10 protein-coding genes are annotated in these 12,368 nt (G+C 35.1%); 9 read left to right on the forward strand and 1 reads right to left on the reverse strand.

Annotated features, from left to right (window positions below):
- Positions 1–282: 282 nt before the first annotated feature.
- The 4 genes from NWE55_RS09410 to NWE55_RS09425 all read left to right on the forward strand — a co-directional run bounded on the left by NWE55_RS09410 (position 283) and on the right by NWE55_RS09425 (position 3,298).
- Positions 283–408, forward strand: coding sequence for a hypothetical protein (locus NWE55_RS09410; RefSeq protein ID WP_258204035.1), 126 nt, complete (start codon positions 283–285; stop codon positions 406–408).
- A 449-nt stretch (positions 409–857) separates the two neighbouring features.
- On the forward strand, positions 858–1,700 hold the full coding sequence (locus NWE55_RS09415; RefSeq protein WP_155090949.1) for a hypothetical protein: 843 nt from the start codon (positions 858–860) through the stop codon (positions 1,698–1,700).
- Between the two features lie 230 nt (positions 1,701–1,930).
- Positions 1,931–2,908 (forward strand): polyprenyl synthetase family protein, encoded by a 978-nt coding sequence (locus NWE55_RS09420; RefSeq protein ID WP_155090948.1) that lies wholly within the window; start codon positions 1,931–1,933, stop codon positions 2,906–2,908.
- A 39-nt stretch (positions 2,909–2,947) separates the two neighbouring features.
- On the forward strand, positions 2,948–3,298 hold the full coding sequence (locus NWE55_RS09425; RefSeq protein WP_155090947.1) for a hypothetical protein: 351 nt from the start codon (positions 2,948–2,950) through the stop codon (positions 3,296–3,298).
- A 70-nt stretch (positions 3,299–3,368) separates the two neighbouring features.
- Here the strand turns inward: NWE55_RS09425 and NWE55_RS09430 are convergent, their stop codons facing one another.
- Positions 3,369–3,944, reverse strand: coding sequence for a hypothetical protein (locus NWE55_RS09430; protein ID WP_155090946.1), 576 nt, complete (start codon positions 3,942–3,944; stop codon positions 3,369–3,371).
- A gap of 115 nt (positions 3,945–4,059) precedes the next feature.
- Between NWE55_RS09430 and NWE55_RS09435 the strand changes: the two genes are divergently transcribed.
- The 5 genes from NWE55_RS09435 (at position 4,060) to NWE55_RS09455 (ending at position 12,194) form a co-directional block, all read left to right on the forward strand.
- A complete protein-coding gene (locus NWE55_RS09435) occupies positions 4,060–6,840 on the forward strand; it encodes a 2-oxoglutarate dehydrogenase E1 component (protein ID WP_155090945.1) in 2,781 nt (926 codons plus the stop codon).
- 45 nt (positions 6,841–6,885) lie between these two features.
- Positions 6,886–8,109 carry a 2-oxoglutarate dehydrogenase complex dihydrolipoyllysine-residue succinyltransferase gene (gene odhB / locus NWE55_RS09440; RefSeq protein ID WP_155090944.1) on the forward strand — a complete coding sequence of 408 codons (1,224 nt, stop codon included), beginning with the start codon at positions 6,886–6,888 and terminating at the stop codon, positions 8,107–8,109.
- Positions 8,110–8,463: 354 nt separating this feature from the next.
- Positions 8,464–9,441 carry a ribonucleotide-diphosphate reductase subunit beta gene (locus tag NWE55_RS09445; protein ID WP_155090943.1) on the forward strand — a complete coding sequence of 326 codons (978 nt, stop codon included), beginning with the start codon at positions 8,464–8,466 and terminating at the stop codon, positions 9,439–9,441.
- A gap of 18 nt (positions 9,442–9,459) precedes the next feature.
- Positions 9,460–11,853: a ribonucleoside-diphosphate reductase subunit alpha gene (locus NWE55_RS09450; RefSeq protein WP_155090942.1), complete on the forward strand. Its 2,394-nt coding sequence runs from the start codon at positions 9,460–9,462 to the stop codon at positions 11,851–11,853.
- A gap of 113 nt (positions 11,854–11,966) precedes the next feature.
- Complete coding sequence (locus NWE55_RS09455) at positions 11,967–12,194, forward strand: hypothetical protein (RefSeq protein WP_155090941.1); 228 nt, start codon at positions 11,967–11,969, stop codon at positions 12,192–12,194.
- Positions 12,195–12,368 lie beyond the last annotated feature (174 nt).

Below are 12,368 nucleotides of genomic sequence, written 5' to 3' on the forward strand. Positions count from 1 at the left end.
AACTTTTTTGTTTGTAAAGTTTTTAAGGGTAAAGCAGGGAGTGCTTTAGGTGGATTGTAAATAGGATGTTGATGTGTAGTAAATGAATTGTTATAATGGCTTAGAAATCAATGTTTTCGCTTTGAGATTTTAGGGGGTGGTCGGCTTGTGGTCGCATAGTGATCGCATAGTGGTCGCATACTTTATAGGTAAAATTATGCGACCACTATGGGATCAAACTACGATCAAGATGAAAGCACTGCGGTTATACTTATAGGGTAGAGGAGTAAATACTTCGCTTTTGTGGATAGTAAAGTAAGTAGAGATGAGGTTGGTCTGTTAAGCGATTGTAGGGCGATGGCTTTTTTAGTAGGGAATGACTTAGAGCTCAGGGCTATGCCATTCAGAATAGAATTTCTGTATACTTGATTGTACCATTTATTTTCAAGTAGTGTATGAAGTGGTGTAGAGCCAATAGCCAGTGGGTATTGAATAGGTCATTTGTTGTGAGTGAAGGAGGTTTTCTCGGTAGGGTAATGAATACCAAAACAGGTAGTATTAATATCTTAATCTATTGTCTTGCGTGATGCTTAATTGTTAAAATAATATAATTATATTTATATATTATAATTTAAGGTGTTTTTTAGTTATTCGTTATTGGCTTTTTAAGCGTTGTTGAGTATGGTTGTTAACATCTGGAATTATAGGTAGGATAGTTGTAAGGAAGATTCTTGCGATTGCAATAACTTGTTTCTTATTAGTTGATTTAGTTGGTGATGTATTGATGAGAGGAAGAAATGTTGTGTGCTATGTGGAGTTGAAAGTTGTTTGATATCGCTTAGTGTAGAATTGTAAACGGAGTTAATTCGATAAATGCTATGGCAAAAAGGTTTATTAAGGGGTTTGTTTTCTTTTTTATTGGAGTAAGTTGTTTTGGACAAAAAGCCATTTATAAAGAGCTCAACGATGCTGTTGTTGAAAGTATGTCTTCAGGTGATAACTTGAGTGATCGTATTAGTGATGTTCTGAATGAGTGTACTACGATGGCGGTCGAGTGTGATTTTACTGGGCAGTTTAGTTTAGTTAGCCTCGATGAATCCTTGAGTCAAACGGAAATTTTTGATCCTCAATTTTTGATAAATAGTGTTGCGTTTATTGATGGTACAACATTGGATAGTAATAGCAAGGTGATTACTGTAAATTCGTTGCGTGATAAGTATAATGTTGTTAGAGTAGAAGACTTGGGAAGATTGCCTTTGCGGGGAATAGAAAAAGAGGTGTTCCATAAACAGAAAAAGGGTTATTTTGTCTTTGGAGTGATGGATAGAAGGCTTTTGAGTTCAGTATCACTTTCTTTTCGCTTTAAGCTGAAAGATTATAAAACCTATATTTTAGTTGAAGATAGAACGAAGGTAAATACTGAAGTTGGGGATATTCGCTTAGTGGCAATTGACGATAAGACGGCTGTTATTAATTATCCTTATTCAGCGAATTTCGAGATTGAGGTAGAGGGTGTTGCCGAAGACGGGCATATTGTTTCTAATGTATCAATTAATACAATGTCTATCAGAGAAGAAGTAATGAATGAAACAGGGCATATACTTGAACAAAGAAGGATAGATAATCTCGTTTTTAGCGAACCAATCGCAGGTGTGATGATTAAGACTATTGTATTTAATAAAAAAGAAGAACAGCTCACCTTCACAAAGGTTTTGAATTGATAAAGTATTGCTGTCATTTGTTGCTTAAGATTGAATTTGCTTTTTCTGTTTTTTTTACTGCAATAGGTGGTAAGTAGGTAAATAAATGTCAGTAGAGTTAGCAATTATGTACTTTTTGCTATTTGCAAATACTTAATTGAAAATCTGCTGTGTGAATGATGTTTTTAAAAAGGGTAAGGGATTTGATCAACTTTAAAAAAAACACGTATTTTTACGAAAAATTTAAAAAAATGCAATCAATAGTAAAGTACAAAGAGCAAATTTCAGAGTTTATTGATTCAATTTCATTGTCAGGTACTCCAAAAGAATTATACGAACCTATTTCATATATTTTATCATTAGGTGGAAAGCAGATTCGCCCAGTTCTAACTCTTATGGCTGCTGATGTTTTTGGTATTGATCCCAAAAAGGCTATTCACGCAGCAACAGCGATTGAGCTTTTTCACAACTTTTCGTTGATGCATGACGATATTATGGATGATGCTTCTTTGAGAAGAGGACATCAAACAGTGCACGAGAAGTGGAATGTCAATACAGCTATTTTATCAGGTGATGCAATGTTGATCCTTGCTTATCAGTACTTTGAGAATTACGAACCTGTGATTTTTCGCGATTTAGCCAAATTGTTTAGCAAAACAGCTATTGAAGTATGTGAAGGACAACAATGGGATATTTGTTTTGAGAATAGAAATGATGTTGCCATTCCGGAGTACATACAAATGATCAAATTTAAGACAGCTGTATTAGTAGGGGCTGCTTTAAAGATGGGAGCGATTGTTGCGGAAACTTCGGAGGAGAATGCCAATAAAATTTACGACTTTGGTTTGAACCTCGGAATAGCATTCCAATTACAAGATGATTATTTAGACGCTTTTGGTGATGAAGCTACCTTTGGTAAAACAATAGGGGGAGATATCTTAGAAAATAAGAAAACATACCTTTATTTAAAAGCTTTGATCAACGGAAATGCTGAACAACAGAAGGAGTTGATGTCATTCTTCTCAACTACTAACTGCAGTGATAAGCAAGCTAAAATCAATCGAGTAAAGGAACTTTTTGTAGAGACTAATTCTGCGACTGATTCGCAAAAGCTAATTGAAGAATACACTGAAGTTGCACTACAATTGTTAGAGCAAATGGATATTCCAGAAAGTAAAAAAGAACAGTTACGAGTGTTTAGCAATGAGTTAATGAATAGAAGAGTTTAAAGTCAGAGGCGCAAAGACTGCTATTTTTAATATATAGAAATGTGGGATTCAGTAAAGTATCTTGACGAACATTTAGTTCAACAGAGTTTTTTAAAAGATTTAGTATTGCAAATTCAGAAAGACTTCCAAACAACTGTGAATACTGATATTGTCTTTTCTGTAGAGACACCGTCCGAGTTAGTTAGTCAAGTTATCGGGCAATTACATCGCATCATTCATTCGACGAATGTTTCTCGATTTTCGAGTCTATTATATCGAATAGACGTTTCTGAAAGAGATATTAAAGCAATTAAAAACGTGGACATTGATGAATACATTGAACGCGTCGCTTATCTTATTATTAAGAGAGAGTTTCAAAAAGTCTATATTAGAAAAAGCTTTCAAGAATAGTTGAGCTTTAGCTAAAGCAAATAAAAAATAAGCCTATGGAGATTAAACTTTTTCTCGATAGGCTTTTCTATTAAAAATACATTCTCACAAAAGGCATAAATCCACTTCCGTAAACCATGTCTTTCTCTCTGTATAAGACATTATATCTAATTCCTATTGTAACTGGGCCATTGACATAACCAATACCAAGGAAAAGAGCAGTGTTCCAAAAGTTGTCATCGCGCTTCGTTAAATCTTTATATGTATATGAATTGTTAACTCTTAACTGCTCTAATTCTGCAGAAAGTTGTAGTTGAGGTATAGGGTTAGACAATACAATTAAACTACCACCATATATCCAAGAGTCGTATTCTTTAATGGCATTGTAGTAGTATCCTCTATCTTTACTTTTAATGTAACTACCTTGCAATCCAATACCTGCACTTACATAAGGTGTGAATTGATAGATTGCACTTGGTGCAATCATGATGTCTGTATATCCGCTTCCGAAGCCTAAACCAAGACCTCCACCGAATTTCCAATTTTTAGTAAAATCATAATTTTTCGTATCATTTCTCTTTTCTTGTGCAAGAATGGAAAAACTGCAAGTTAAAAAAAATGATATCGTCAAAAAAAACGACAATATTCTGATGTTAAATCTTTTCATATTGGTACTAGTTACTATATAATAGTATAAAAATAAGTAAAAGTTTATACAATTGTCATAAAGAGTTGTATTTTTGTATTTATAATATTTAAACAAAAGGTCTTTAGACGAAATTATGGATAGATATTCCTTTTTAAATGCGGCTCACACTGCATTTTTTGCAGAGTTGTATGATCAATATTTAGAAAACCCAGATGGTATTGAGCCAAGTTGGAGAGCTTTCTTTCAAGGATTTGACTTTGCAAACGAGTATAGTGACGGGCCAGTAGAACAATTGTCACAAGCGTATACTTCGACAGCGACAAGTAATACTGCTAATGTGGGCAACTCTGGACAAATAGAGCAACTTCAAAAAGAGTTTGCTGTATTGCGTTTAATTGACGCTTACAGAACTTATGGGCACTTAATGACTAAGACAAACCCATTAAGAGACAGAAAAGTAGAGCATCCAGATTTAAGTTTAGAGAAGTTTGGTCTTTCTCAAGCAGATTTGAATATTAGTTTTGAGGCTGCTAAAACAATACAACTTCCAACTTCGACATTGGGGCAGATTATTGCTCAATTAGAAAAAGTTTACTGTTCAACTTTAGGTATTGAATACAAGTATATCACTGACGAAAAGATAGTGTCTTGGATTCAAAATCACTATGAAGCACCAGAAGCTAAATTTAATAGCGAAGAGAAAAAAGAGATACTTCACAAATTGATTGAAGCTGTTTCTTTTGAGAACTTCTTGAATACTAAATACGTTGGTCAAAAACGTTTCTCTTTAGAGGGACTTGAGGCAGCGATACCAGCAATGGATTTCTTACTTGACTCTGCTGCAAATAGAGGAGTAGAAGAAGTTGTTGTAGGGATGGCTCACAGAGGACGTCTGAATGTGTTAGCTAACGTTTTTAAGAAACCTGCTCAAGAAATTTTCTCTGAGTTTGACGGTAAAGATTACGATACTGTTGAAGGTTTTGACGGAGACGTTAAGTACCACTTAGGTCTTAGCTCTGCGAGAAAAACAAGATCTGGAAAAGACTTGTTGATAAACTTAACTCCTAACCCTTCACACTTAGAAACTGTTGGAGCTGTTATCGAGGGTATTGCAAGAGCAAAACAAGATACTGTTTATACTGATAGTCCTTCAAAAGTATTACCTATCGCACTTCACGGTGATGCTGCTATTTCTGGACAAGGTATTGTTTACGAAATTGTACAAATGGCCAAACTTAGAGGTTATAAAACAGAAGGTACAATTCACGTAGTTTTGAATAACCAAGTTGGTTTTACAACAAATTATACAGATGGTCGTTCGTCAACTTATTCTACAGATATTGCTAAAGTAACTGCAAGTCCAGTTCTCCACGTAAATGCTGATGATACTGAAGCTGCAGTAAGAGCTTTCTTATTTGCTTTAGATTATCGTATGACTTTTGGAACTGACGTGTTCATTGATTTAGTTGGTTATAGAAAATATGGACATAACGAAGGTGATGAGCCTAAGTTTACACAGCCTATTTTATATAAATTAATTTCTAAGCACCCAAATGCAAGAAATATTTATAACGCAAGATTATTAGAAGATAAGATTGTTGATGAAACTTTCGTTAAGTCTTTAGAGCAACAATATAAAGATGCTCTTGAGGTTGATTTAGAAACTTCACGTAAAGATGAGTATGCTAAGATCAGAACGTTCATGCACGAAAACTGGAAAGGTTTTGAGATTGCTGAAGTTGATAAGATGTTGGCAGATTACGATACGAAGGTTTCTAAGGAAGTTTTAACTCAGATTGCAGAAGTTATCACTGAATTGCCTGAGGATAAGAAGTTTATCAACAAAGTGAAGCGTCTTATCGGAGATAGAAAGGCGATGTTCTTTGAGAAGGATCAATTAGATTGGGCTATGGGTGAACTATTAGCTTATGGTTCTTTATTGACTCAAGGTTATGATGTGCGTATGTCTGGACAAGACGTTGAAAGAGGAACTTTCTCACACCGTCACGCAGTTGTTAAAACAGAAGATACAGAGGAATCTATCATTTTGTTGAATCATTTGAAAGAGCAAAAAGGAGAAATGAGAATCTTTAACTCATTGTTGTCTGAATATGCTGTTCTTGGATTCGAATATGGTTATGCTTTGACTAATCCTAATACTTTGACTATTTGGGAAGCTCAATTTGGAGACTTTTCGAATGGTGGTCAAATTATGATGGATCAATATATATCTGCTGCAGAAGATAAATGGACTAATCAGAATGGTTTGGTTATGTTGTTGCCGCATGGTTATGAGAACCAAGGTGCAGAACACTCATCAGCTCGTTTAGAACGTTATTTACAGTTGTGTGCTGAGGATAATATGTTTGTAGCTAACGTTACTACTCCTGCAAACTTTTTCCACTTAATGAGAAGACAAATGGTTACTAATTTTAGAAAACCATTAATTGTCATGTCGCCAAAGAGTTTATTAAGACATCCAGAGGCTGTATCGTCGATCAAAGATTTTACTGAAGGTAAATTCCAATACGTTATTGATGATCCAAAAGCTGATGTTTCTAAAGTTAAATCATTGGTATTTTGTAGTGGTAAATTCTACTATGATTTAGTAGCAAAACGCGAAGAATTAGGTAGAGATGATATTGCATTTGTTCGTATCGAACAATTGTTCCCATTGCCAATTGAGCAAATCAAAGAGATTCTTGCTAAGTATACTAATGTAGAGGATTATGTTTGGGCACAAGAGGAGCCTAAGAACATGGGAGCATACAGTCATATGTTAATGCATTTCCACGAAAAACCTTTACGTTACGCAGGTACTAAAGCATATAGTGCTCCAGCATCTGGAAGCTCTGTTCGTTCTAAAAAACGATATGCTTATGCCATAGCAAAGGTTTTTGATAAAAATTTATAATAAAACAGTATTTTTACATAACAATATTAAATAAAAAACATACAGATGAGCATCTTAGAAATGAAAGTTCCTTCGCCAGGTGAATCAATTACAGAAGTTGAGATCGCTACTTGGTTAGTAAAAGATGGAGATTACGTTGAAAAGGACCAAGCTATTGCTGAAGTAGATTCAGATAAAGCAACTTTAGAGTTACCTGCAGAAGAAAGTGGTATCATCACTTTGAAAGCTGAAGAAGGTGAAGCTGTTGCTGTAGGACAAGTAGTTTGTCTAATTGATATGAGTGCTGCAAAACCTGCAGGAGGCGCTTCTACAGAGGCAAAACCTGTAGCTGAAGCTCCAAAAGCAGAGGCACCAAAAGCAGAGCCAGCTCCAGTAGCGGCAGCTGCTACTTATGCAACAGGAAGTGCTTCTCCTGCGGCTAAGAAAATTTTAGAGGAAAAAAACATCAACCCTACAACTGTATCAGGTACTGGTAAAGATGGTAGAATAACAAAAGAGGACGCTTTAAACGCAAAAGCTTCTATGGGTACTCCTACAGGTGGACCAAGAGGTGAAGAGCGTAAGAAAATGTCTATGTTGCGTCGTAAAGTTGCTGAGCGTTTAGTAGAGGCTAAGAATACGACTGCTATGTTAACTACATTCAACGAGGTTAATTTGACTAACGTGAACAAGTTAAGAAGCGAATACAAAGACGCTTTCAAAGCTAAACACGGTGTAGGTCTTGGTTTTATGTCGTTCTTCACTAAAGCGGTTACACGTGCTTTAGAAATGTATCCTGATGTAAATTCTATGATTGATGGTCAAGATCAAATTAAATTTGATTTTGCTGATATTTCAATTGCTGTATCAGGACCAAAAGGATTAATGGTACCAGTAGTTAGAAATGCTGAATTATTGTCTTTCCGCGGAATTGAATCTGAAATTAAGCGTTTAGCTTTAAGAGCTCGTGATGGACAAATCACAGTGGATGAGATGACAGGAGGAACATTCACTATTACTAATGGTGGTGTATTCGGATCAATGTTATCAACTCCAATTATTAACCCTCCTCAATCGGCTATTTTAGGAATGCACAATATTATTGAGCGTCCAATCGCTGTTGAAGGTAGAGTTGAGATTCACCCAATGATGTTTGTGGCTCTTTCTTATGACCATAGAATTATTGATGGACGTGAGTCTGTTGGTTTCTTAGTTGCAATTAAAGAGGCTTTAGAAAATCCTGTTGAATTGTTAATGGATAACAATCCTAAGAAAGCTTTAGAATTATAGTATCTTATAGGTAATTATATAGAGCGACAATCGGTTAACGATTGTCGCTTTTTTTATGGACTAAATTGAGTTGCGCGATATAGGATTGACTTCAGTTAATGGCTGGGACTGACACGAGCTTAGTATGGTAGCTCTGTGTCTTTTAACACTGTTTTTATAGTTTGGTATACCGTATATCTCTTTGTAAATTAGTGTTTTATGTAAGTTGTTGATTCTTAGTGTTTGTTAATAACTTCTTTGATTTGTGAATAAGTTGGGGGGAATTTCTCTTTCTATTAGAGTTAAAAATTCTAATCTTTGTAGATATGGCATTCTCTTTTTAGTTTAATAAACAAATAAATTAATCAATTTACTATGGCAATTCAAGAACCAATTTTAACAGAAAATAAGAATAGATTTGTTATTTTTCCAATAAAACACCATGACATTTGGGACTGGTATAAGAAAATGGAAGCCAGTTTTTGGACTGCGGAGGAGATTGACCTTCAGCAAGATTTGGCAGATTGGAATAATAAGTTAAATGAAGATGAACGCTATTTTATAAAGCACATTCTTGCTTTCTTTGCTGCCTCTGATGGTATTGTTAATGAGAACTTAGCAGAGAATTTTGTCAATGAAGTACAGTATCCGGAAGCTAAGTTTTTTTACGGCTTTCAGATTATGATGGAGAATATTCACAGTGAAACTTATTCTTTGTTAATTGATACTTATGTGAAAAATGAGGAAGAAAAAGATAAGCTTTTTAGAGCTATAGAAGTTTTTCCTGCAATTATGAAAAAAGCCGAATGGGCTTTAAAATGGATTGAATCTGATTCTTTCGCAGAGCGTTTAATTGCTTTTGCAGCAGTTGAAGGGATATTCTTTTCTGGAGCTTTTTGCTCAATCTTCTGGTTGAAGAAACGCGGGTTAATGCCTGGACTAACGTTTTCGAATGAACTAATCTCGAGAGATGAGGGAGTTCATTGTGATTTCGCTGTGCATTTACATAATCATCATTTAATTAATAAAGTACCTAAGGAGAGAATTAGAGAGATTTTAGTTGACGCTCTTAATATAGAAAGAGAGTTTATTACGGAATCTTTACCAGTTAGTTTAATTGGTATGAATGCTGTTTTAATGACACAGTATCTTGAGTTCGTTACTGATAGGTTACTTGTAGAGCTTGGTTGTTCAAAAGAGTACAATGTAAGCAATCCCTTTGATTTCATGGATATGATTTCTCTACAAGGCAAAACAAACTTCTTTGAAAAGAGGGTTTCGGAATATCAAAAAGCAGGTGTTATTTCGAAAGAAGAAGGTGGAAATACAATTAGTTTTGATGCAGATTTTTAATTAGTAAGTAAGAAGTTTATGTACGTTATAAAAAGAGATGGCAGAAAAGAGCCTGTTAGTTTTGACAAGATTACTGACAGAATTAGAATCTTGTGCTATGAGTTAAGTGAATTAGTCGACCCTGTTAAGGTCGCTATGCGCGTGATAGAGGGGTTGTACGAAGGTGTAAATACATCAGAATTAGATAATCTGGCTGCTGAGACAGCTGCATCTATGACCGTTTCGCATCCTGATTATGCTTTGTTAGCAGCAAGAATCGCAGTTTCAAATCTGCATAAAAACACTAAGAAGGTGTTTTCTGAAGTTGTAGATGATTTGTACACCTATGTGAACCCGAGAACTAATTTAGAGGCTCCTTTAATTGCTGATGATGTATATGCAGTGATCAAAGCGAATGCTGATAGATTGGATTCAGCTATTATTTACCAAAGAGATTTTAATTACGATTATTTTGGATTCAAAACACTTGAGCGCTCTTATTTATTAAAATTAGATGGCAAGATAGTGGAACGTCCACAACATATGCTTATGCGTGTTGCTGTAGGTATTCACTTGAATGACTTAGATGCGGCAATAGAAACTTATGAATTGATGTCGAAGAAGTTTTTTACGCATGCTACTCCAACGCTTTTTAATTCAGGAACTCCTAAGCCACAAATGTCTTCTTGTTTTTTGTTGACTATGAAGGATGACAGCATTGAAGGGATTTATGATACATTAAAACAAACTGCTAAGATTTCTCAATCTGCTGGTGGTATAGGATTGTCAATTCACAATATTAGAGCAACTGGATCTTATATACGCGGTACTAATGGTACATCTAATGGAATTGTACCAATGCTAAGAGTATTTAACGATACTGCAAGATATGTAGATCAAGGAGGAGGTAAGCGAAAAGGTAGTTTTGCTATTTATATAGAACCATGGCATGCTGATGTTTTTGATTTTATCGAATTGAGAAAAAATCACGGTAAAGAAGAAATGCGTGCTCGTGATTTATTTTTGGCTTTGTGGATGAATGACTTATTTATGAAGCGCGTTGAGACAGATGGGCATTGGACTCTGATGTGTCCTAATGAATGTCCTGGACTTTACGATGTATATGGCGATGAGTTTGATGAGTTGTATACTAAGTACGAGAATCAGGGTAAAGGTCGTCGTCGAATCAAAGCGCGCGAATTATGGGAAGCTATTCTTGAAGCACAAATAGAAACAGGAACTCCGTATATCTTGTATAAAGACGCGGCAAATAAAAAATCAAACCAAAAGAATTTAGGGGTAATTAGATCATCTAATTTGTGTACTGAGATCATGGAGTATACTTCTCCTGATGAAGTGGCTGTATGTAATTTAGCATCTATTGCTTTGCCAATGTTTGTTGAAAAGGGACAGTTTAACCACCAATTCTTATTTGATGTAACGAAGCGAATTACTCGAAATCTAAATAGAGTAATTGATCGCAATTACTACCCAGTTGAAGAAGCGAGAAACTCGAATATGCGACATAGACCTGTAGGTCTTGGTGTTCAGGGGCTTGCAGATGCCTTTATTTTATTGCGACTTCCTTTTACTTGTCAGGAAGCGAAGCAATTGAATCAAGAGATCTTTGAAACTATTTACTTTGCAGCTGTTACTGCATCTATGGAATTGGCAAAAGAAGAAGGTGCCTATTCTACATTTGAAGGATCGCCTATATCACAAGGTGAGTTTCAGTTTAATTTATGGGGTATAGATGATAGTCAATTGAGTGGAAGATGGGATTGGTCAAGTTTGAGAAAGCAAGTCATGGAACATGGAGTTAGAAACTCTTTGTTATTAGCGCCAATGCCTACCGCTTCTACTTCTCAGATATTGGGGAATAATGAAGCATTTGAACCTTATACTTCTAATATCTACACAAGACGTGTTTTGTCAGGGGAGTTTATTGTTGTGAATAAACATTTATTAAAAGACCTTGTAGACCTTGGTTTGTGGAATGAAGATTTGAAACAAGAAATAATGCGTGCTAATGGATCAATTCAGCATATAGAGTTTATTCCAAAAGACATTAGGGACCTTTATAAAACTGTATGGGAAATGAGTATGAAGGACATTATCGATATGTCAAGAGATAGAGGGTATTTCATTGATCAATCCCAATCATTGAACCTATTTATGGAAGGAGCTAATTACGCGAAGTTGACTTCTATGCATTTTTACGCTTGGAAAGCCGGGTTAAAGACTGGTATGTATTACTTGCGTACCAAGTCTGCGGTAGATGCAATTAAGTTTACTTTGAATAACGAGAAGAAAACAACTCCAAATACAGCTCAAGATGTGGAACAAATTTCCATTGAGGAGTATCAAGAAATGATTCACAAAGCAAGAATGGCTTCGAACAACGAAGATGATTGTGAAATGTGTGGTTCGTAGTTGATCATAGTTTCGACTATTTGAGGTGATCTGATAGGACAGTAAATAGTTTTAAGGGAATATACTAATGTCTTGATAAGTATTGTACCTTTGTTGCTTTAATTGATTTTATTATGTCTAAAGAAACTAAAAAAGGTATTTACCAAGGTGTTATTGAGAAAGATTCAGAAGGAAATTATTTTTGTGGGCCATATTTGTTAGATTATCAGTATACAGAGGCTAGCTTTAAAATAGGAGATTTAGTAAGTATCAAGACTGTAATTGCTAACCCAAGTGGTAAAAGTAGAACAGCTTACCCTATGAAATCAATGAAGTTTTTTCTTGTAGGTGATGAGAAATAAGAAAGCGTATCAAGACGCAATATAATTACGAGGGTACAGTGTAAACTGTACCCTCTTTTTTTTCTATATGCTAATGTGATCTTTTTGTTGTGATTTGATTCTTCTTTGTATAGTGTCATTGTGTTATAAATTTGTTGGAATAGTTTACTTTTTTTATATTCTGGTTGGGGAATC

The sequence above is a fragment of the Myroides albus genome (assembly GCF_024722315.1).
GTDB lineage: Bacteria > Bacteroidota > Bacteroidia > Flavobacteriales > Flavobacteriaceae > Flavobacterium > Flavobacterium album_A.

What these genes read in the sequence shown, in the direction of transcription:
- NWE55_RS09415 (WP_155090949.1), top strand. Translation starts at nt 858, where the DNA reads ATGGCAAAAAGGTTTATTAAGGGGTTTGTTTTCTTTTTTATTGGAGTA.
- NWE55_RS09445 (WP_155090943.1), top strand. Translation starts at nt 8,464, where the DNA reads ATGGCAATTCAAGAACCAATTTTAACAGAAAATAAGAATAGATTTGTT.
- odhB (WP_155090944.1), top strand. Translation starts at nt 6,886, where the DNA reads ATGAGCATCTTAGAAATGAAAGTTCCTTCGCCAGGTGAATCAATTACA.
- NWE55_RS09430 (WP_155090946.1), bottom strand. Translation starts at nt 3,944, where the DNA reads ATGAAAAGATTTAACATCAGAATATTGTCGTTTTTTTTGACGATATCA.
- NWE55_RS09455 (WP_155090941.1), top strand. Translation starts at nt 11,967, where the DNA reads ATGTCTAAAGAAACTAAAAAAGGTATTTACCAAGGTGTTATTGAGAAA.
- NWE55_RS09425 (WP_155090947.1), top strand. Translation starts at nt 2,948, where the DNA reads ATGTGGGATTCAGTAAAGTATCTTGACGAACATTTAGTTCAACAGAGT.
- NWE55_RS09450 (WP_155090942.1), top strand. Translation starts at nt 9,460, where the DNA reads ATGTACGTTATAAAAAGAGATGGCAGAAAAGAGCCTGTTAGTTTTGAC.
- NWE55_RS09435 (WP_155090945.1), top strand. Translation starts at nt 4,060, where the DNA reads ATGGATAGATATTCCTTTTTAAATGCGGCTCACACTGCATTTTTTGCA.
- NWE55_RS09420 (WP_155090948.1), top strand. Translation starts at nt 1,931, where the DNA reads ATGCAATCAATAGTAAAGTACAAAGAGCAAATTTCAGAGTTTATTGAT.